The sequence below is a fragment of the Xanthomonas sp. F14 genome (assembly GCF_014199865.1).
On record NZ_JACHOM010000003.1, the window covers coordinates 452,889 to 472,284 of the forward strand.

The following is a 19,396-nucleotide window of genomic DNA, read 5'->3' on the forward strand; positions in this document are numbered from 1 at the left end:
TGCGAGCGTCGCCTTCATTCGCACTGTGGGCATTTTGTTCCGTGACCAAGACAAGCACGCCGTTCACTGAGACAGTGCGAAGGGCCGCGCCGCCACACGCCTGCGTGGACGTCGCCTTGGCAGCTGCCAGTGCTCGACACAGGCTCATGCCGTCTCCTGACAGTGCAGGAACCAGGCGCAGGCCAGCAGATCGGCGCTGCCACCCGGGCTCAGGCGACGCGCGACAAATTGCCTGCCGATGGTGTGCAGGCACGCGCGCCACTGCGGATGCGCGATGCCGCCATCGGCCAGAAACGCATGCGCCTGCGCCTTTGCGTAAGCCAGCCCGTCTTGCCCGCCGCGATGCAGCAGGTTGAGATCGTCGACCTCGGCAATCAGGCGCATCAGGGTCTGCGCCAGTGCGGCCTCGCGCGTGGCGTCGCTGCGCAATGCACTGCGCAGTGACGGCAGTGCAATCTCGCGCAGCAATGGATACCCGGCCGCGGCCTGTTCGCGCACGCCACTGATCCGAAACGCCGCGCGCACGCGCTGGCCATTGCTGTGTGGATCCAGCGGCGCGGCCCGCAATGCATCGCGCCAGACCTGCACCGCGCTGCAGACTGCTTCGCCGGCAGGGGCATGCCCATGCACGGCACGCAAGCGCGCCGCCTGCGCAGTGAGCAGGCCCAGGCTGAAAATTGCACCGCGGTGGGTATTGATGCCGCCGGTGCTGCGCAGCATCGCCGCTTCGGCCGCGATGCCGAGCTGGCGCAATTGCTCGAACGGCGCGTTGTCGATACCGGCCTGTGCAATCGCGACGAAGTAGCCGCGCAGGGCGAACAGGCTGCGCAGGAATGTCGACGCGTCCATATCGGCATGGCTGCCGCTGTCGAACGGCGTGACCAGGCCGGGCTTGGGCGCGCAGCCGAGTTCCGCATGCAGGGCGGCGACCGCCAGCCGCCCCAGCCGATGCGCCAGCGCGCTGGCGGTGCCGGCTTCAGGATGCGATGCGTGTTGTCGGGCTGCACTGCCTTGCAGCTCGCCATGCGTGCGTGCAGCGCGCGATGGCGCATGCACGCGGTTCGAACCAGCGCCTGCGCGCGCAAGGCGCAGTAGCGGCTGCGGCGGTACGTCGTGCGCCGCTGACGGTGTCGGTGCGAGCGTCGATTCGTGATCGGCACGAATCAGGTGCGTCGATTGGCTGACCGCATCAACCAGGGATGGTGCGATGCCCGTTTGCTCGGCTCCTGTCACTGGCCGCTGCCGCTCCACCGCGTTGCAAGGCGTCACGGAACGCCTGGCATCGGCAGTGCGTTCGACCAGCGTGCTCATGCCGCGCTCCATACCGGAAACAGCGCGCTGCGCGGCAGCAAGCGGCAGCCGTTGGGGGACTTCACCAAGACCTGTTGCGCGCTGCCGGCGTATTCGCGCCAGTTCACCGCAGTGTCGTCGGGCAGCAGCAGTTCGCCGTCTGCGCGCAGCCCGTGGCGCTGTTCCCAGCGCTGCAGCACTGTCACCACTGCCTGCGCCTGCTCGGGTGTGGCAATGGACCACAACAGGTCCAGATCCGATTGCGCGTGCACATACGCAAGCCCGGTCAGGGCCTGCCACGCGAAGCTGCCGAAGACGCGCGGCTGCAGGGCGTTGGCATTGCACTCGATCAACAAGGCCTGCAGTGCACGCTGCGTTGCGGCGGGTGCGGCTGCGATCACCGCGTCCAGCGCCAATGGCGCGGTGCTGCGCGCGACCTCGTCCAGGCCGGCGCTCAGTGCCAGGCGCTGCTTGCCTTCGTCTGGCGGCAAGGGCACGCCCAGCCGAAGGCTGCCGGGTGCCTCGCTGCCATCGCCACGCGCCACCACTGCCGGCAGACTTGCAGCAAACCACTGCTGCAGCCGTGGCTGCGCACCCGGCGTCAGCGCTTGCCAGCGCGCGCCGGGATGCAGCCACACCAGTGCGTGGCGGCCGGGCATGCTCAGGCCTCGCCCGCGGCCACGGCCGCAGCGACATCGCGCGCCAGGGTGCGCCCGCCACGCTGCGCGCCAAGTGCCCGGCGTTGATCGCCATCGCTGGGCGCGGCCAGGGCATCGAGCAGCGCCTGCGCCAGATCGCCATCCCAGAGCGACTCCACCGCGCCCATGCGCACGTAGTTCTCCACGCCGGGCGCGAACACCGGCGAGCTCTTGCTCAGCGCCTGCAAGGTGTCCACGCTCTGCTTGGTGACGCGCGCCATCGCACGCAGATCCATCACGCGGATCTGCGCATCCGGCAATGCGTGGATATGGTCGGCCATCAGACCGAACGACAAAAAGCCGCCGCTGACCGATTCGCCATACACCAGCGTGACCAGCCGCGCGCCGCGCTTGCGGGCCAGATCCAGCGTGCGTGCCAGATGCGCGAAATAGCCATTGATGCCGAGCAGTTCGTCACGGCGCGCCAGCCGTTGCCCGGCGGTATCGGCCAGCATCACGATCGGCCGCTGCGGGTGCGCGCGCGTGCTCGCCAACACGGTCGCCGCCAGTGCCAGCGCGTGGTCCACGCCGACTTCCAGCTTGTTGGCGGTGCCGATCACGGTGACCTCGCCTGCGGCCGTGGTGGCACTGCCGGTGAGCACATCGTCGTTGCGGGCGATGGCGTGGCCGAGCGGAAACAGCTGGTCCAGCAGTTGGCTCAGTTCCATGGCGTGCTCCGGTCGGCGGTGGCGGCGAGGAAGGCGTCGGTGTCCAGCAGCGGCAGGCGCTGCGCCTCGACGATGCCCTGCCGCTGCCAGATCTCCAGGCCGTCGCGGCAATCGCCGTAGGCGGCGATGCGCGTGGCCAACTGCTGCTGTGCAAGTTCCAGCGCCTGCAATGCGGCCTCGCCTTCCGGCTCGGTCAGCGTGTCCAGCGCCTGCACGGCGGCATCGGCGAATGCGGCGATGCGGTCGGCCACCAGCGTCTGCGCCTCGCCCAGCAGATAGCGGTGCTTGCCGCCGGTGACGCGCCACACCAGGGCGCGATCGCGCGCGTCGAACTCCTCCACACCCCGCACGGTTTCGATCACGTCCGGGCCGGACAGTGACAGGCGGCCTTCTTCGGACATGATCACCGCGCTGCAGCAGCGCGCCACGATGCCCATGCCACCGAAGGCGCCGTTGCCGCTGCCGATCAAGGCCAGCACCGGCACGCCGGCGGCGCGCGTGTCCAAGGTGGCGCGCATGATTTCGGAGATGGCGATCAGGCCGGCGTTGGCTTCGTGCAGACGCACGCCGCCGGTGTCGAGCAGCAACAGCACCGCCGCCGGCTGCGTGGCAGCGGCGCGTTCAAGCAGGCCGGTGAGCTTGGCACCGTGCACCTCGCCGACGCCGCCCCCCATGAAGGCGCCTTGCTGCGCGGCGATCAGCACGTGACGCCCACGCAGCGTGCCTTCACCGACGACGATGCCGTCATCGAAGGCGCCGGGCGTGTCCAGCTGGGCCAGATGCGGGCTGATCAGGCGACGGCGCGGACCGACGAATTCGCGGAAGCTGCCAGCATCCAGCACGCCCTCGATGCGCTCGCGCGCATCGGCCTCGTAATAGCTGCGCTTGGCCATGGGAATGGTGGTGCTCATACGTATCTCCCGACAACATGCGTAGGAGCGCACCCGGGCGCGACTGAAGCGTTACCGCGAAAGCCCGTCGCGCCCTGGTGCGCTCCTACAAGATTGCTGCGCTCGGCACTATCGACAGTGGTGCTCCTAACGACGCGCGTAGGAGCGCACCTGGGCGCGACTGAAGCGTTACCAGGAAAGCCCGTCGCGCCCTGGTGCGCTCCTACGGGATTGCTGCGCTCGGCACTAACGACAGTGGTGCTCCCCACGACGCGCGTAGGAGCGCACCCGGGCGCGACTGAAGCGTTACCAGGAAAGCCCGTCGCGCCCTGGTGCGCTCCTACGGGATTGCTGCGGTCGGCACTATCGACAGTGGTGCTCCCCACGACGCGCGTGGGAGCGCACCCGGGCGCGACTGCGGCGTTACCGGGAAAGCCCGTCGCGCCCTGGTGCGCTCCTACGGGGTGAGAGGGGTGGCTCATGCGGCGGCTCCCTGCAGGACGTCCAGCGCCTGCTCCAGGCGCAGGCTCACCACCGCTGGCGTGGCGCCGACATCGTTGATGCTGATGCGCACATCGCGCAGCGGATGGCGCGCGGCGAAATCGTCCAGCACCGCCTGCCAGATCGTGCCGAACCCGCGCGCGGCGGTGAGGATCTCGATCTCCATCGCGCCGTCCAGCGGCACGCGCTCGACCAGCACTTCCAGGTTGCCGGAGGCGACCACGCCGACCAGCGCATGGTCCAGCCCGGCGCGTGCGCCATGCTGACCATCGAAGCGATACCGCAGGGTTTCCATGCTGTGCCCCTACCAGTTGCGAAAACGTTTCGGCGGGTCGTACAACCCACCGGACCAGCGCACCAGGTCCTTGACCGTGCGCGCGGCGAGCAGGTCGCGCGTGGCATCGCGTGGACGAATCCCTAAGTCTTCCGGCCGCTTGATGACGCCGCGATCGCGCAGGTTTTCCACCGCGCGCTTGTCGCGGCCCAGGCCGACGGCGGTGTAACCGGACACGCCACGGATGGCCTGCTCGCGCTCTTCGGCGCTGCGGCACAGCAACAGGTTGGCGATGCCTTCTTCGGTCAGCACGTGACTGACGTCGTCGCCGTAGATCATCACCGGCGGCAGCGGCATGTTGGCGCGCTCGGCCAGCTCCCAGGCATCGAGCCTGTCGACGAAGGCCGGCGCCATGTGTTCGCGGAAGGTTTCCACCATCTGCACCACCAGCTTGCGTCCGCGCGGCATCTCGCCGGGACGCGCCGCCTCGCGCCCGGCCTTGAGCCAGGCGTCGCTGGCGTGCCGGCGGCCGCGCGCATCCGAGCCCATGTTGGGCGCGCCGCCGAAACCGGCGATGCGGTCGCGCGTGGCGGTGGAGCTGTTGCCCTGCAGATCGATCTGCAGGGTGGAGCCGATGAACATGTCGCAGGCATACAAGCCGGCGGTCTGCGACAACGCCCGATTGGAGCGCATGCTGCCGTCGGCACCGGTAAAGAAGATGTCCGGGCGCGCGGCGATATAGGCCTCCATGCCCAGTTCCGAACCGAACGAATGCACCGAGTGCACGAAGCCCGATTCGATCGCCGGGATCAGCGCCGGATGCGGATTGAGCGCCCAGTGCCGGCAGATCTTGCCCTTCAGCCCCAGCGATTCGGCATAGGTGGGCAGCAGCAATTCGATCGCGGCGGTGTCGAAGCCGATGCCGTGGTTGAGCCGGTCCACGCCGTACTCGGCGTAGATGCCCTTGATCGCCATCATCGCCATCAGCACCTGGATCTCGGAGATCTGCGCCGGGTCGCGGGTGAACAGCGGTTCGATGTAGTTGGGCCTGGGCGCCTGGGTGACGAAGTCCACCCAGTCGGCCGGGATGTCCACGCGCGGCAGCGTGTCGACGATCTCGTTGACCTGCGCAATCACGATGCCGCCCTTGAACGCGGTGGCCTCCACGATCACCGGGGTGTCTTCGGTATTCGGGCCGGTGTAGAGATTGCCGTGGCGGTCGGCGGCCTGCGCGGTGACCAGCGCGATGCGCGGGGTCAGGTCGATGAAGTAACGGCCGAACAATTCCAGGTAGGTGTGGATGGCGCCGATCTCGATGCGGCCCTCGCCGACCAGCCCGGCCAGGCGCGCGGCCTGCGGGCCGGAGAACGAGAAGTCCAGCCGCTTGGCGATGCCGCGCTCGAACACGTCCAGATGCGCGGGCAGCGACAACACCGATTGCACCATGTGCAGGTCGTGCACGCGCGCCGGGTCCACCTCGGTGAGGCAGCGCGCCAGGAAGTCGGCCTGCTTCTGGTTGTTGCCTTCCAGGCAGACGCGGTCGCCGGGTTCGATCACCGCCTCCAGCAGCGCCACCACGTCATCGGCGGCCACCACGCGCCCCTGCGGCGCCAGGGCTGCGGCGCGCTGCAGGCGCTGGCGCCGGCTTTCGGCCTGGGTGTCCCACTGTCGACTCATGCGTCTGCCTCACCGGGCCGGGCCCGTAATGTCGAAGTAATTACATCGTAATTATGGAGACCGGCTGTGTCTAGCCGCGTTGCAGCATGGGCGGCAGGGATAGCCAGGCCGGTCAGCCGGGCGACAGGCAGGCGCTTGCGGGCCAGCACACTTCGATATATCTTTTCGCCATACTTCGATATATCGAATAACGATGCGCTCCCGCCACGACGACCTGCCGAGCGAGCTCGATCCATCCGCAGCGCCCAGTGCGACGCGTCGCGGTGGCGCCGGGCGCGCACGGCCGCTGGAACATGGCGACCTGCGCTTGCTGCTGCTGGCGCTGATCGAGCAACAGCCGCGCCACGGTTATGAGTTGATGCGGCAGATCACTGCACTGTTCAAAGGTCTGTACACGCCCAGCGCGGGCGCCATCTATCCGGCGCTGGCGCAGCTCGAAGCCGATGGCTGGGTGCAGACCGCGCTGGACGAAGGACGCAAGCGCTATCAGGTCACCGCCTCTGGCCGTACGTATGCGGCGCAGCACCGTGACGCGCTGGATGCGGCACTGGCCCGCACCCACCGCCGCGCACGCGAGCTGATCAAGGCACAGACCCCGGCGCCGATTCGCGAGGCCATCCACCGCATCAAGCACGGTCTGTTTGCGCGGCACGGGCAATGGACGGATGCAGAAACCACACGCATTGCCGCGCTACTCAACGCCGCCGCTGACGGCATGGAGCGCGACGACGGCTGAGTGCGTCTATCGCCGTGATCCGAAGCCAACCGATGCCGGCCTGATTGCGCCTTGCGGCAGAGCCGTGCCATCGCAGTGGTTGCGTTGCGCGGCGTCAGTGGCATGCATGCATTGCTGTCCCTGCGCTGTTCTGCGATTTGATCAGCGTGTCGCTGCAAGACATCGACCTTGCTTGGTTGGCAGATGCACGCGGCTTCGCCCGTACCCGCGTCCGCCCCTGTGGGGCACTTTCTCCCGATGGGAGAAGGGTGAGCAACAACCGCTGTTCTTTGCCAGCTCGCTGGCCAGATCGTCGCATCACCGTTTGCAGTCACTCCCCCGCCGCGCATCTGCGCGCCACATCCAGGAATCGCACTACATGGCCATCCACACCCACACCCAACTCCGCCGCGATCCGCGCCTGCGCTCCGTGCAGGTGGCGCGCTGCGAATCGCTGACGCCGCAGATGCGCCGCATCGTGTTTGGCGGCAGCGAGCTTGCCGGCTTTCAGAGCGAGGCACCGGACGATCACGTCAAGCTGTTCTTCCCCAATGCCGATGGCGCCTTCGTGCTGCCGACGATGACGCCGGACGGCCCGCGCTATGCCGAAGGCGCGCTGCCCTCGCCCGGCCGCGATTACACCCCGCGCGCATTCGATCCGCAAAGCGGTGAGCTGAGCATCGACTTCGTGCTCCACGGCGACGGCGTGGCCTCCAGCTGGGCGGCGCAGGCACAGCCCGGCGATACGCTGAAGATCGGCGGCCCGCGCGGCTCGTTCCTGGTTGCCGATGACTACGACCACTACGTGCTGATTGGCGATGAAACCGCGCTGCCCGCGATCGGCCGCTGGCTGGAAGCGATGCCCGCCGACATGCATGCAGAGGTCTTTATCGAAATTGCCGATGCGGCCGAGCGCCAGGAACTGCTCAGCGCCGCCGAGGTGGACGTGTACTGGCTGGAACGCAACGGCTTCGATGCCGCCAGCAGCACGCTGCTGGAAGACAGCCTGCGCGATTACGAGCCGCACGACGGCGACACGTTCTACTGGATCGGTACCGAATCCATGCGCGCGCGTGCGATGCGCAAGTTTCTCGAAGAGCACATGGGCGTGGACAAGGACTCGGTGCGCGCGAAGGGCTACTGGAAGGCGAACCCTGCTGCGGAGTGAGGCGTTGGCGTGCGCCTTGTGGCGGGCGGAGGGTGGAGCTGTCGCGGCCTGGGCCGCTCCTACAAAAGCCGGGCGGTTACGCTCAAGCAAAAGCCCGCCGATTGGCGGGCTTTTGCGTTCCGCACATCGGTGCGATCGCTCGCACCGATGCATCGACTGCGCTGCGACTTACTTGGCAGCAGCAGCGTCACCGGCCTTGGCCTGCAGAGCTTCGGTGGTGATGCGGATCTTCACTTCGTCGCTGACGTTCGGGGCGTACTGGCCCACGCCGAAGTCGGTGCGCTTGATGGTGGTGGTGGCGTCGAAACCGGCTGCCGGCACCTTCTTCATCGGGTGCTCGCCGGCACCGTTGAGGGTGACGTCCAGCACGACCGGCTTGGTCTGATCCTTGATGGTCAGGTCGCCGGTGACGGTCAGCTTGTTGGGGCCGGCCGCTTCGACCTTGGTGCTCTTGAAGGTGGCGGTCGGGAACTTGGCCGCGTCGAAGAAGTCACCGCTCTTCAGGTGCTCGTCGAACTTGGCGGTGAAGCTGTTCAGGCCCGACAGCGGCAGGGTGACCTGCACGGTGGACTTGGTCACGTCGGCCGCGTCGTACACCAGGGTGCCGTCGACATTGCCGAAATGCGCGCTCGGGTTGGAGAAGCCGAAGTGGCTCCATTGCGCGATCACGTCGGTGTGGCTCGGATCCAGCGTGTAGGTACCGGAGGCCACTTCCACGGCCGGCGCGGTCGAGGCGGCCGGCGCAGCAGCCGGGGCCGGGGTGGTGGCAGCGGCATCGGCCGGTGCGGTGGCGGCCGGGGTGTCGGCAGCCGGTGCGGCAGCGTTGTCGGCCGGCTTGGAGCAGGCAGCGATGGCCAGGGTCAGGGCGAGCGGCAGCAACAGTTTGTGGGTGGTCTTCATTGAAACTCCTTGAGATGAGGGACCGCATTGGATCAACGCGGATGGAACAGACGCAGACGGACGAGGACTGCAGGAAAATCGAAACGGGCGCCCGGGGCGGGTTGCACAAGGCGCGGTCGTCAGGTGGTGCGGGTGGCGCGCCCCGAAGCCGGAGTGTACGTGGCTCCTGCCTGCCGGAGCGCCGGCTGCGCCCGCCCGACGGTGCGCGCAGCCGCGGTGCCAGCCGCTGTTACTCGATGCGTGCGGCTTCGTCGAAGCTCAGCCGCGGTAGCCGCGGGAACAGCCCGGCCGGATCGCCATAGCCCAGATTGACCAGGAAGTTGGACTTGATCGGCGTGCCGGCAAAGAACGCCGCGTCCACCTTGTCATTGTCGAAGCCGGACATCGGGCCGGCATCCAGACCCAGCGCACGCGCGGCCAGGATCAGGTAGGCGCCCTGCAGCGAGCTGTTACGGAACGCGCCGGATACGCGCATCTCGCGCGAGTCTTCGAACCAGCTCTTGGCATCGGCATGCGGGAACAGGTAAGGCAGTTTTTCGTGGAATTGCTCATCGGAGCCGATGATCACCGTGACCGGCGCGGCCAGCGTCTTGGTGGCATTGGCCTCGGACAGTGCCGGCTTGAGCTTCTGCTTGCCCTCCGGCGTGGTCACGAACACGAAACGCGCCGGCGACCCGTTGGCGGCGGTCGGGCCCCACTTCAGCAGATCGTAGAGCTCGCGCAGCTGCGCCTCGCTCACCGGCTTGTCGAGAAAGGCGTTTTGCGTGCGGGCGGTGCGAAACAGCTGATCCAGCGCGGCAGCGTCGAGCAAGTCGGACATGGAGACTCCGGGAAGCAAGGGAATGGGCGACAGTAGGGTGCAGCACCGGCGCCAGCGTGAAGACCCGCAGTGTAGAGTGACGCGATTGCGGCAGCACACGCTCAATCTGAAACAAATCTATGTCGGATCTGAAACGATGGCGCTGACCTGGGCGGTCAGCGACGGCCGCGCCGGCAATGCACGTCAGGCCGAGGCCTTGGCGCAGGCGCTGCACTCCACGCCGGTCACGGCGTTGCATCTGCAGGCCCGCGCGCCGTGGCGTTGGGCCGCACCGCGCCTGTTGCCGGGCGCGCAGGCGGCGTTTGGATCCGGCTTCGCCCGGCAATTGCAGCAGCCGCCGGCGCTGGCGATCGGCTGCGGGCGCCAGGCCGCGCTGGCCACCCGGTTGCTGCGTACGCGCGGCAGCCGGGTGGTGCAACTGCTGGATCCGCGCCTGGACCCGCGCCACTGGGATCTGCTGGTTGTGCCCGAGCACGATGCGCTGCGTGGCGCCAACGTGCTCACCCTGCTCGGCAGCCTGCACCCGGTGGACGATGCCTGGCTGGCCGCCGGGCGCGCCGCCTTCGCCGCGCTCGGCGCGCTGCCCGGCCCGCGCGTGGCGCTGTTGATCGGTGGCCCCACCGCGCAGCTGCCCTGGACCACCGAAGCGCTTGCGGCGCTGTGCACGCACCTGCGCGCGCAGGTGCTCGCCGCCGGCGGCAGCCTGCTGGTCACCACCTCACGGCGTACGCCGCACGAGGCGATCGGGATGCTGCGCAAGCTGCATGCAGGCCTGCCAGGCCTGCTGTGGTGCGACGAGCGCGACGGGCCCAACCCGTACGCCGGCCTGCTGGGCTGGGCCGATGCAATCGTGGCCAGTGCCGACTCGGTCAACCTGCTCTCCGAAGCCTGCGCCACGCGGGTCCCGGTGGCAGCGGCGTTTGCCGGACAGGCACGGGGCCGGGTGGCGACATATGTGCGGGCACTGCAGGCGCGTGACCGTCTGTGCGATGCCGGCGATGTTTTCGCAACGCCGCCGCAGCTGCATCCATTGCGCGAAACCCAGCGCATCGCCGCACTGGTGCGTGCGCGCCTGCACGTATGATGGTGCCGCCGCCGATGCCACGGGGCAGACACAAGGACGCTGCACTCCCCATGCAACTTGCACACAAACGGCGCGGTTGGTTTGCAACGGCGCTGTTGCTCGTCTCCCTGACCTGCGCACTCCCCGCCATCGCCGCGCCGGTGTGCACCCCGCACTATCCAACGCCCGCCACGCTGGCGGCGATGTTCGACATGGCCAGGTCCACCCAGCAGGCGCTGGATGCAGTGGACGGTGCGCAGGTCGTGCTGCTGGCACGCGGCGGCCAGGATCTGAGCCGCTATGGGCTGAAACACAGCCATCTGGCCTTCGCGCTGCGCGAGGACGACGGCACCTGGCGGGTGAAGCACCTGCTCAATCACTGCAAGTCGGACAACTCCGCGCTGTATCACGAGGGCCTGAGCAACTTCATCGGCGAAACTGCCCTCACTGCCGATCTGCGCGTCGGCGTGCCGGCACCGGCGCTGCAGCAGCAACTGCGCACGTTGCTGCAGGATCCGGCCACGCTGGCACATGCGCTGCACGAGGCGCGCTACAGCATGATCGCCTACCCGTTCTCCACCGATTATCAGAATTCCAACCAGTGGGTGCTCGAAGTGCTGGCGGCGGCGTTGGCGGCGACCAGCGCAGCAGATGCGACAGCTGCACCGGTGAGCGATCGACGCAGCGCGCAAGCCTGGCTCAAACGCAATGGCTACCAACCTACCCGCCTGCATCTGGATCTGAGCAAGCGCATCGGCGCCCGTTTCTTCGTCGCCAATGCCGCAGTGACCGACCATCCCGCCGGCGAGCGCATCTCCGGCAACTATTCGGTGATCACGGTCGAGTCGGTGTTCGATTTCCTGCAGCAGCAACAGATGCTGCAGCAGGACCAATCCATTCCACACAGCGTTGCCACGCACGGAGCATCTCCATGAACATCCCTCTTCGATCTGCCGGCCTCGGGCTGCTGCTGGCCATCTCGTTCGGCCAGCCGATGCAGGCCCATGCGGGCCTGACCACGATCACCCGTGGCGATGCCTCGGCGATGTCGGCGATCCTGGTGATCTCCGCGCCGTACTTCGTGTCGTTGGCGCTGGGCCATAGTGCGATCGCAGGCTCGGAAGCCTTGAGCGACGCATCGCACAAGGCCTCGGCCGGGCCGTTGCCGCCGATGCGGGTGAAGTCGGTGGAAAAAAAGACTGACGGCGGCTGCCAGGTGCAGTTGCAGGATCCGGCAAACGCCGAGAACACCGCGCTGCTGCGCTGGCCGGCCCGCCAGGACGACCCGACTGCGGGCTTTCGCGTTGGCGAGACGGTGACCTTCCAGCCGAGCCCGGCTGGTGCCGGCTGGACGGTGCAATCGCCACAAGGCCAGGCGCTGGCATTCGTGCCGACCGCGGAATCCGCCGCGCAGAACAGCAGCACCACCTGGTGATGCAGGGAAGCCGCTTGCAGACGCTGTCTGCGAGGATGGGGCGTCATTGACGCACCGTTGCGGATACGGCGCTATGTGCCGTGCGCGCAGAGGCATTTTCCACTATCTGCCGAACTGCCTGCGCGATGGCTTGTTGATCACTGACGCGTACGGCCACGTGCCGTTGCAGGACCTTGGCGCACCGATGCCTGGCACGCATGCATGCAATTGCCAGCGAGCTGATCGCGCCGTAATCGGCAACGCTGTATACGCAGATTGCCTGATGACCCGCCGGCATGCGCTCAAACGGCAGCACAGCGCAACGCCGGAGTGCTCACGCATCACGCGGTTGCGCGAGCACGAGCGATCCGCAGCGCGTCACTCACCAATGCTGGCGGCCATGCATTGACCGGCACGCTGGTTAAACCAGCAGCACGCGGCCGTGTCGTGCATACGCATTGGCGCACTGGCCCGCATGCGCCAACGCGCGGATAATCCGCATTGCCCTGTCACTGCAGCACCGTCATGTCCAGCACCGCGCCGACGCCGTTCGCCCCACTCACCGCGCGCGCATTGGCGTGGGCGGTCCTGGCCATGGGCGCGGTGGTGCTGTTGTCCAACATCCTGGTGCAGTACCCGATCAACGACTGGCTGACCTGGGGCGCATTCTCGTATCCGCTGGCGTTTCTGGTGAGCAACCTGATCAATCGCCGCTTCGGCCCGCGCGCGGCGCGCAAGGTCGCCTGGTGCGGGTTTGCGCTGGCGGTGGTGTTGTCGCTCTGGCTGGCCACCCCGCGCATCGCGGCGGCCTCGTGCAGCGCCTTCATCGCTGCGCAGTTGCTGGATATCAGCGTGTTCGACCGGCTGCGCAGTGGCAACTGGTGGCGTGCACCGATCGTGGCCACCACCTGCAGCGCCACGCTGGATACGACGATCTTCTGGAGCATCGCCTTTGCCGGCGCTGGACTGCCATGGATCAGCTGGGCGGCCGGCGACCTGGCGGTGAAGCTGGGCATGGGCGTGTTCCTGCTCGGCCCGTTCCGCGCACTGCTGTGGCGCAGTGCGCCGCGCCCGCAGGGCTGACCGGCTCGCCTACGCACCGGCAATCAGGCCAACACCAGGCGCGGTGCAGGGACGCCATTTCAACGCACCCGCGCTTCTGCCAACCCGGCCTGTGCGCTGCACGCGTCTCACCTTGCAACGCCAGCTACCGGCCACTCAAGGCGGTAGCGTCGCCGCGTCCTTGCCGAGCGGAAACTCCAGCCCTTGCGCGTGCGCGGTAGTGAAGATGCTGTGCCGTGCCTGCTCGATGGCGGGCGTTGGCGGGATCAGCCGCGGCCGGCGATCCAGGGTGCAACTCAGGCCCGCTTCCACCAAGGTGGCATGCGCCTGGTGCAGCGGTGCGGCACGCTCGGCCGGCAGCCATTGCGCCTGCACTAATGCATCGATCAAGGCGGGCGTGGCGCAGGCCAGCAGCAACTCAGGGTGCTGTGTAGCCTGGCCGAGCACGCCGGCCTGCAGGACGAATTCCAGATCGACCAGGCCACCGGCGCCCTGCTTGAGATCCAGCCGCCCCGCATCACTGCGATCGAGTTCGCTGCGCATGCGCGCGCGCATCTTGCGCACGTCCTCGTGCAGCACGGCGGTGTCGCGCACACGTGTCAGCGTGTCGGCACGCACCTGCGCGAAGGCCGCGCACAGCGCCGCATCGCCGGCCACCGCACGTGCACGCACCAGCGCCTGATGCTCCCAGGTCCAGGCGCGCTCGCGCTGGTAGTCGCGGTAACTGGCCAGCGATGACACCAACGCGCCCTTGCCACCATCCGGGCGCAGCCGCACGTCGATCTCGTAGAGACGGCCGGCGCCGGTTTCGGCGGCCAGCAGTGTCATCACCTTCTGCGCCAGCCGCGCAAACCAGCGCCCGGCTTCCAGCGCTCGCTTGCCATCGGAGGCTTCCACCTCGCGTGGATGGTCGTAGAGAAACACCAGATCCAGGTCCGAGCCGAAGCCCAGCTCCAGGCCGCCCAGGCTGCCGTAGCCGATGATGGCGAACGCCCCGCCCGGCACCTGCCCGTGCGCGGCGATCAGTTCGCGGCGCGCCAGCTGCAGCACCGTCTGCACCACCGCTTCGGCCAGCCAGGCCAGTTGCTGGGTGCTGTCCACGGCCTGCTGGCGGCCATCGAGCGTGGCCAGCGCAATGCGGAAGCTCAAGGCGAGCCGGCGCTCGTTGAGTTCGCGCAGCGCCGCTTCGGTGTCCTCGATCTGCAAGGTGCCCAGGCATGCAGCGTGCAACGCGTCGCGGTCGGGCAACGGACCGCTGATGCGGGTGTCGAGCAGTTCGTCCAGCAACAGCGGATGCGCAGCCAGGCGCTCGGCCAGCAAGGCGCTGCGCGAGAGCACATCGACCAGGCGTGCGAGCGCGCTGGGTTGTTCGTCCAGCAAGGCCAGGTAACTGGTGCGGCGCAAGGTGGATTGCAGCAGGCCGAGCACGCGGCGCACGGCGGCATCCGGCTGGCTGGCGCGGGTGGCCGCATGCAGCAGCGCCGGCATGACGCGGTCCAGCCGCGCGCTTGCGGTATCGGAGAGCGCACGCACGCCGGAGGACTGCGCAAAATCGGCCAGCACCTGATGCGCGCCGGCTGGATCGTGCAGTCCGATGCCGGCCAGCGGCGCGGCATCGCCTTCCGGCAAGGCGCGCCAGTAATCGGCAAGTGCGTCGGGCGCGGTGGCGCGCACGCGCGGTGCCAGCAGCTCGGCAAATTCGGCGGCAACGCGCGCACGTTGCGGAGTGAGTGCCTGCAGCAGTGCCGGCCAATCCGCATAACCCAGGCCCAGCGCGATGCGTTCGCGATCCAGCGGCACCTGCGGCAAGGCATGAGTCTGTGCGTCGCGCAACATCTGCAGACGATTTTCGAGCCGGCGCAAGAAGCGATACGCCTCGGTCAATGCATGCCCGTTGTCCGCATCGATCTGGCCGGCCTCCACCAGCGCCTGCAGGGCAGGCAGCAGGCGACGCTCGCGCAGGCTCGGCTCGCGCCCACCGCGAATCAGCTGCAGCGATTGCGCCAGGAACTCGATCTCGCGAATGCCGCCCGGCCCGCGCTTGATGTCGTCCAGACGATCGTGGCGGGCGACTTCGGCAGTGATCGCCGCCTTCATCTCGCGCAGGCCGTCCAGTGCGGTGAAGTCCAGATAGCGCCGGTAGACGAAGGGGCGCAGCGTCTCCAGCCAGGCTTCGCCGGCATCGATATCGCCGGCCACCGCGCGCGCCTTGAGCCAGGCATAGCGCTCCCAGTCGCGTCCTTCGCGCTGGAAGTACTGGTCCATGCCGGTGAACGACAGGGCCACGCGCCCGGCGGTACCGAACGGGCGCAGACGCAGATCCACGCGATGGCTGAATCCATCGGCGGTGGTTTCGTCGAGCAGCTTGGCCAGCTGCTGGCCAAGCCGCGCAAAATATTCCTCCGCTGCCAACGGGCGGGCACCATCGGACTGGCCGCCCTGCGGATACGCATAGACCAGATCCACATCCGAGGAAAAATTCAGCTCGCCACCACCGAGCTTGCCCAGCCCGAACACCACCAGCCGCTGCACGCTGCCGTCTCCGGCAATCACCTGGCCGTGGCGGTCGCGGAATTGCTGCTCCAACGCCTGCAGCCCACATTGCAGGCAGGTTTCGGCCAGGCGGGTGGCACCGGCCAGGGTGGCATCGACGCTGTCCAGATCGAGCACGTCGCGCCAGACCAGGCGCGTAGATTCGGCACTGCGGTAGCGCCGCAACTGCGCCGGCCAGGCCTGGGGCTGTGCGTGGTCGAGCACCGGCAGTGGCAACGGCAGTGGATCCGGCTGCGCCAGGTGCTGCAGCAATGCCGGCTGACGCGCCAAGGTATCGAGCGCAAACTCGCTGACAAGCGCGACCTGTTCGAGCCGCCGAGCGAAGTCATCGCCCGGCCAAGGCTGGTCGGCCGGCACGGCATGGCGGACACGCGCCACGGCCCGCTCGATCAGGGCGGTGAGCGCAGGAGACACGGATGAGGTAGGCAGCGACATGCGCCGATTCTGGCATCCCTGCGCGATGGCGGCACGTGTCTACGGTTGATCCAGCGGTGTCTAGAGGCAGCAATGCAACTACCGGGTTTACCACCGCGCTGCGTGTAGTCCCATCAGCATGCGGTCATGTCGGCGGGCGTGATGTCCTCACTGGTTGCGGGCTCCTTGGCGGCCTGTTCGACGTCTCAATTTTTTAGCGTTGTGTCCCGAAGGTGCCTCAGCAGTGTGGATAGATCAGTTGCGGAGCGGTCGGTCTGTGGACTTGGTGCAGGGCCCTTGCCCGCCTACCCTCGCGGGACACGCCGCAAGTATGTCCATGTAGGCTCTTACGCGGCATCCATGCCGCGTAAGGTCCCGCGACGGTGGGCGGGCAAGGACCAGTCGAGATGGTTGGTGTGCATGGTTGCAAGCTGTGCATGCGGTGCACGACGTGCGCTGGTTGGATCACTCGGCATTCGCCCAACTTTCATTATTTCTCGATCGCAAGCCGAGCGGCAGGCAGGCCTCCAACACGCACCCTGTAAACGTCTCGTCTGCGACGCAGGCCGAGTCACACGCTTTCAGGAAAGCAGCCGACCAACTGTCTGGTGCGGTGGCCTCGCCGGTTGCGGGACCGTGTGGCGGCATGGATGCCGCCACCGAGCCCCCAGGGATGGGTTCACGGCGTGTCCCGCGAGCGGTGAGGACGCCGCGCACTCGACGAGCTGAGCTTTTGACTCGGGCATTTGATCGCAGTTAAAGAGGCCAGTGTTCTAAATCTCGATTGTTTTAGGCGTTGCTTCTTGCGCGCTTGGCAATGCGGATAGATCGGTTGCGGAGCGATTGGTCTGTGGACTTGGTGCAGGGCCCTTGCCCGCCCACCATCGCAGGACACGCCGCAAGTACGTCCGTGTAGGCGCTTACGCGGCATCCATGCCGCATAAGGTCCCGCGACGGTGGGCGGGCAAGGACCAGTCAAACTGGTCGGTGTGTGTGGCCTTCAAACAACAGCAAACTACAGCAAGTGCCAACCCACCACCCCGCATGCGACGCAGCCCAGCAGCACTGCCAGCCACGCACTCCAGCGCGGCGCGTACGCCAGGCCCAGCGCCACCCACAGCGCGGCCACGCTGGCAAACCCCAGCCACAACAAGGTGCCCACCGCTCCGCCCCAAGCGAGCACGCACAGCACCAGCGCGGCGATCAACGGACAGACAGCCATCGCACGCAGCAACCATCGCTGCATGACCGGCGCAGTGCGGCGGCCGGTGAGCTGCTCGTAATGGCGATGCATCGCCACGGCCAGGGCCATCATTGCGGCATGGCAGAGCGCGGTGCCCAGCAGCGCGGTGATCAGCCCATCCATGGCGGATGTCCCAGCAACCAGCTCGCACCGCCCAGCACGGCGATGCCCACGCCCAGCCAGCCCCACATGCGCAATGCACTGCGCGCACGAAACATCCACAGCACGACGACGGTGTAGATGGCGAAACTCAGCAAAGTCATGCTCAGCACCGAGACCGCAGGCGACACGCCGGCAAACCGCGACAGCAGCTGCGCCAGCACGCTGCAGCCGGTGGAGGTCAGCGCATAGCCGCCGACACTGGCAGCAAGCACGCGACCGGCAACCGACCAGCGGTAGCGCGTCACCGATGCGGTGCTCGAAGCAGGCTTCACAGCACATCCATCGCGGCAGTGGCGCCGCGCCTGGCGCGTGTCGGCACCGGTCGCACTGCGCTGCGATGGGCCCGATATGCCGCGTAAGCAAATGCAATGCCGAAGACGAGCGAAACCAACTCGACCCCGGCGCGCTGCAGGTCGCTGGCAGCCAGGTACACGCCCAGATGCTGCCCGGTGGTGACCGCATTGAGCAACGGCAAGCAGACACACAGCAGCGCGGTCATCGCCAGTTGCTCCACCCATGCACGCGCGGGCGGGCGCAGCAGCGCATGCAGCAGCGTGGCCGCCCAGACCCACAGGAATGCGTGGATTTCGATCTGGCTGCGCCCGGCCTGCGCAGCCGGCACCAGGCGGTTGGCATAGAAATACGCGATGCTCGCCAAGGCGGTTCCCGCAAGCGCGGCGGCATTGAGCGCTTCCACTACCCGATAGATGCCGGCGGTGGCCGCGCCGAACTCCTGCTCGCTACGCCGACGCCGCTTGATCGAAAACAGCAAGGTGCCGGTGGCCATCATCAAGGTGCCGGCCAGGCCGCAGATGAAATACAGCCATTTGCTGGTCCAGCCGCCGAACCCGGCCACGTGCAAGGTCTTGATGACCTCTTCCACATCCTGCGCGTGCAGGTCCGTGCGTGCGGCATCCGCGTGCCGCTCCAGCAGCGCGCCACTGTTCGCGTCGAATACCACGCTATTGGCTGGGTTGAGCAGGCGCCGCGAGCTGCCGGTCGCGGCCACGCGCGCGATCACCCGCAGCTTGCTGCCGGGTTGATCGGGCCGCTCGATCACCAGCGTTTGCGCGGGCGCAGCGTTGAGCAAATCTGCACGCTGCACCAGCTCCGGCAGATAGGCAGGCACGTTGTTGACTGCTGCTTCGTCTGTGCTGGTCGCAGGCACTGCCGGCGACAGATCATCGGCGTAACGCGTGTAGGCGTCCTCGTCGCTGCCATACAGTGCGTGCAATGGCGCGGGCATGTAGCTGGTGTGGAAATACGCCAGGCCGGTGTAGACGATCATCAGCAAAAACGGCAGCGTCAGCACCGCCGTGGCGTTGTGCGCGTCCAGCCACGAGCGCTGGCCCTTGCCCGGGCGGAAGGTGAAGAAATCCAGAAGGATCCGCTTGTGCACGATCACCCCGGATACCAGCGCGATCAGCCCGCACAGCGACACCCAGCCCACCAGCCAATAGCCGGGAATGCCGCCATGCAAGGTGTAGTGGAAGCTCATGAAATGCCGGCCGCCTTCGGTCTGCCGGCCCCACGGAGACGGCAGCAACTCGCCGCTCCCCGGGTCCAGCGCTGCCTGATCCTGGCCCTCTGGTGTCCGCCAGAACAGCGTGAGCGCCTCACCCGGATGCGCGGGCAAGGTGATCCGCCACAGGCGCGCCTGTGGCGCAAGCTGATGCAACTGCGCCAGTGCACGCGGCACCAGCGCTGCTTCCGACAGGACCGTCTGCATGCTCGCACTCGGCAAGGCCGGTGTGCCCTGCATCCAGTTGGTGATCGGATCGCGAAACACGCTGAGCGTGCCGGTCAGGAAGATCGCGCACAGCAACCAGCCACAGCTCAGGCCGCACCAGGTGTGCAGCCAGGCCATGCTTTGGCGAAAGCCTT

Annotated in this window: 18 protein-coding genes; 6 read left to right on the top strand and 12 right to left on the bottom strand. The window is 67.6% G+C overall.

The features are described from left to right. Positions 1-144: 144 nt before the first annotated feature. The 6 genes from mdcB to mdcA all read right to left on the bottom strand — a co-directional run bounded on the left by mdcB (position 145) and on the right by mdcA (position 5,998). Entirely contained in the window at positions 145-957 is an 813-nt protein-coding gene (mdcB, locus tag GGR73_RS13320) for a triphosphoribosyl-dephospho-CoA synthase MdcB (RefSeq protein ID WP_184457487.1), read from the bottom strand. 350 nt (positions 958-1,307) lie between these two features. Beyond that, complete coding sequence (gene mdcG / locus GGR73_RS13325) at positions 1,308-1,949, bottom strand: malonate decarboxylase holo-[acyl-carrier-protein] synthase (RefSeq protein ID WP_184457321.1); 642 nt, start codon at positions 1,947-1,949, stop codon at positions 1,308-1,310. A gap of 2 nt (positions 1,950-1,951) precedes the next feature. Beyond that, positions 1,952-2,656 carry a biotin-independent malonate decarboxylase subunit gamma gene (mdcE, locus tag GGR73_RS13330; protein ID WP_104574857.1) on the bottom strand — a complete coding sequence of 235 codons (705 nt, stop codon included), beginning with the start codon at positions 2,654-2,656 and terminating at the stop codon, positions 1,952-1,954. Beyond that, the gene (locus tag GGR73_RS13335; protein ID WP_184457485.1) at positions 2,647-3,549 is read right to left on the bottom strand and encodes a biotin-independent malonate decarboxylase subunit beta; all 903 of its coding nucleotides are present in this window, start codon (positions 3,547-3,549) and stop codon (positions 2,647-2,649) included. The genes mdcE and GGR73_RS13335 overlap by 10 nt, the downstream gene beginning before the upstream one ends. Positions 3,550-4,024: 475 nt before the next feature. Next, positions 4,025-4,342 carry a malonate decarboxylase acyl carrier protein gene (gene mdcC / locus GGR73_RS13340; protein ID WP_016902872.1) on the bottom strand — a complete coding sequence of 106 codons (318 nt, stop codon included), beginning with the start codon at positions 4,340-4,342 and terminating at the stop codon, positions 4,025-4,027. 9 nt (positions 4,343-4,351) lie between these two features. Next, positions 4,352-5,998: a malonate decarboxylase subunit alpha gene (gene mdcA, locus GGR73_RS13345; RefSeq protein WP_024937871.1), complete on the bottom strand. Its 1,647-nt coding sequence runs from the start codon at positions 5,996-5,998 to the stop codon at positions 4,352-4,354. Positions 5,999-6,191: 193 nt separating this feature from the next. Between mdcA and GGR73_RS13350 the strand changes: the two genes are divergently transcribed. Both GGR73_RS13350 and GGR73_RS13355 read left to right on the top strand, forming a co-directional pair. Next, entirely contained in the window at positions 6,192-6,734 is a 543-nt protein-coding gene (locus tag GGR73_RS13350) for a PadR family transcriptional regulator (protein WP_039515620.1), read from the top strand. Between the two features lie 358 nt (positions 6,735-7,092). Further along, a complete protein-coding gene (locus GGR73_RS13355) occupies positions 7,093-7,881 on the top strand; it encodes a siderophore-interacting protein (protein WP_184457323.1) in 789 nt (262 codons plus the stop codon). Between the two features lie 168 nt (positions 7,882-8,049). On the opposite strand, the gene GGR73_RS13360 is transcribed toward GGR73_RS13355, so the two are convergent. Both GGR73_RS13360 and GGR73_RS13365 read right to left on the bottom strand, forming a co-directional pair. After that, on the bottom strand, positions 8,050-8,781 hold the full coding sequence (locus GGR73_RS13360; RefSeq protein WP_016902868.1) for a YceI family protein: 732 nt from the start codon (positions 8,779-8,781) through the stop codon (positions 8,050-8,052). A 229-nt stretch (positions 8,782-9,010) separates the two neighbouring features. Next, positions 9,011-9,601, bottom strand: coding sequence for a malonic semialdehyde reductase (locus GGR73_RS13365; RefSeq protein ID WP_104569158.1), 591 nt, complete (start codon positions 9,599-9,601; stop codon positions 9,011-9,013). Positions 9,602-9,737: 136 nt separating this feature from the next. Between GGR73_RS13365 and GGR73_RS13370 the strand changes: the two genes are divergently transcribed. The 4 genes from GGR73_RS13370 to GGR73_RS13385 all read left to right on the top strand — a co-directional run bounded on the left by GGR73_RS13370 (position 9,738) and on the right by GGR73_RS13385 (position 13,161). Continuing rightward, positions 9,738-10,685 (top strand): ELM1/GtrOC1 family putative glycosyltransferase, encoded by a 948-nt coding sequence (locus tag GGR73_RS13370; protein ID WP_184457325.1) that lies wholly within the window; start codon positions 9,738-9,740, stop codon positions 10,683-10,685. Between the two features lie 50 nt (positions 10,686-10,735). Then, positions 10,736-11,599 (top strand): DUF2145 domain-containing protein, encoded by an 864-nt coding sequence (locus tag GGR73_RS13375; protein ID WP_184457327.1) that lies wholly within the window; start codon positions 10,736-10,738, stop codon positions 11,597-11,599. Continuing rightward, positions 11,596-12,099: a hypothetical protein gene (locus GGR73_RS13380; protein WP_016902864.1), complete on the top strand. Its 504-nt coding sequence runs from the start codon at positions 11,596-11,598 to the stop codon at positions 12,097-12,099. The genes GGR73_RS13375 and GGR73_RS13380 overlap by 4 nt, the downstream gene beginning before the upstream one ends. A gap of 504 nt (positions 12,100-12,603) precedes the next feature. Continuing rightward, on the top strand, positions 12,604-13,161 hold the full coding sequence (locus GGR73_RS13385; RefSeq protein WP_184457329.1) for a VUT family protein: 558 nt from the start codon (positions 12,604-12,606) through the stop codon (positions 13,159-13,161). A gap of 135 nt (positions 13,162-13,296) precedes the next feature. Here the strand turns inward: GGR73_RS13385 and glnE are convergent, their stop codons facing one another. The 4 genes from glnE to GGR73_RS13405 form a co-directional block, all read right to left on the bottom strand. Then, positions 13,297-16,128: a bifunctional [glutamate--ammonia ligase]-adenylyl-L-tyrosine phosphorylase/[glutamate--ammonia-ligase] adenylyltransferase gene (gene glnE / locus GGR73_RS13390; RefSeq protein ID WP_184457331.1), complete on the bottom strand. Its 2,832-nt coding sequence runs from the start codon at positions 16,126-16,128 to the stop codon at positions 13,297-13,299. A 994-nt stretch (positions 16,129-17,122) separates the two neighbouring features. Then, a complete protein-coding gene (locus tag GGR73_RS13395; RefSeq protein ID WP_184457333.1) occupies positions 17,123-17,473 on the bottom strand; it encodes a DUF3325 domain-containing protein in 351 nt (116 codons plus the stop codon). Then, complete coding sequence (locus GGR73_RS13400; RefSeq protein WP_104646867.1) at positions 17,461-17,784, bottom strand: hypothetical protein; 324 nt, start codon at positions 17,782-17,784, stop codon at positions 17,461-17,463. Before GGR73_RS13400 ends, GGR73_RS13395 begins: the two co-directional genes overlap by 13 nt. Next, positions 17,781-19,379 carry a PepSY-associated TM helix domain-containing protein gene (locus GGR73_RS13405; RefSeq protein ID WP_456362967.1) on the bottom strand — a complete coding sequence of 533 codons (1,599 nt, stop codon included), beginning with the start codon at positions 19,377-19,379 and terminating at the stop codon, positions 17,781-17,783. The genes GGR73_RS13400 and GGR73_RS13405 overlap by 4 nt, the downstream gene beginning before the upstream one ends. Positions 19,380-19,396 lie beyond the last annotated feature (17 nt).

Excerpts from the sequence above, each read along its gene's own strand:
- mdcG (WP_184457321.1), bottom strand. The coding sequence starts at position 1,949 with ATGCCCGGCCGCCACGCACTGGTGTGGCTGCATCCCGGCGCGCGCTGG.
- mdcE (WP_104574857.1), bottom strand. The coding sequence starts at position 2,656 with ATGGAACTGAGCCAACTGCTGGACCAGCTGTTTCCGCTCGGCCACGCC.
- GGR73_RS13335 (WP_184457485.1), bottom strand. The coding sequence starts at position 3,549 with ATGGCCAAGCGCAGCTATTACGAGGCCGATGCGCGCGAGCGCATCGAG.
- mdcC (WP_016902872.1), bottom strand. The coding sequence starts at position 4,342 with ATGGAAACCCTGCGGTATCGCTTCGATGGTCAGCATGGCGCACGCGCC.
- mdcA (WP_024937871.1), bottom strand. The coding sequence starts at position 5,998 with ATGAGTCGACAGTGGGACACCCAGGCCGAAAGCCGGCGCCAGCGCCTG.
- GGR73_RS13350 (WP_039515620.1), top strand. The coding sequence starts at position 6,192 with ATGCGCTCCCGCCACGACGACCTGCCGAGCGAGCTCGATCCATCCGCA.
- GGR73_RS13355 (WP_184457323.1), top strand. The coding sequence starts at position 7,093 with ATGGCCATCCACACCCACACCCAACTCCGCCGCGATCCGCGCCTGCGC.
- GGR73_RS13360 (WP_016902868.1), bottom strand. The coding sequence starts at position 8,781 with ATGAAGACCACCCACAAACTGTTGCTGCCGCTCGCCCTGACCCTGGCC.
- GGR73_RS13365 (WP_104569158.1), bottom strand. The coding sequence starts at position 9,601 with ATGTCCGACTTGCTCGACGCTGCCGCGCTGGATCAGCTGTTTCGCACC.
- GGR73_RS13370 (WP_184457325.1), top strand. The coding sequence starts at position 9,738 with ATGGCGCTGACCTGGGCGGTCAGCGACGGCCGCGCCGGCAATGCACGT.
- GGR73_RS13375 (WP_184457327.1), top strand. The coding sequence starts at position 10,736 with ATGCAACTTGCACACAAACGGCGCGGTTGGTTTGCAACGGCGCTGTTG.
- GGR73_RS13380 (WP_016902864.1), top strand. The coding sequence starts at position 11,596 with ATGAACATCCCTCTTCGATCTGCCGGCCTCGGGCTGCTGCTGGCCATC.
- GGR73_RS13385 (WP_184457329.1), top strand. The coding sequence starts at position 12,604 with ATGTCCAGCACCGCGCCGACGCCGTTCGCCCCACTCACCGCGCGCGCA.
- glnE (WP_184457331.1), bottom strand. The coding sequence starts at position 16,128 with ATGTCGCTGCCTACCTCATCCGTGTCTCCTGCGCTCACCGCCCTGATC.
- GGR73_RS13395 (WP_184457333.1), bottom strand. The coding sequence starts at position 17,473 with ATGGATGGGCTGATCACCGCGCTGCTGGGCACCGCGCTCTGCCATGCC.
- GGR73_RS13405 (WP_456362967.1), bottom strand. The coding sequence starts at position 19,379 with ATGGCCTGGCTGCACACCTGGTGCGGCCTGAGCTGTGGCTGGTTGCTG.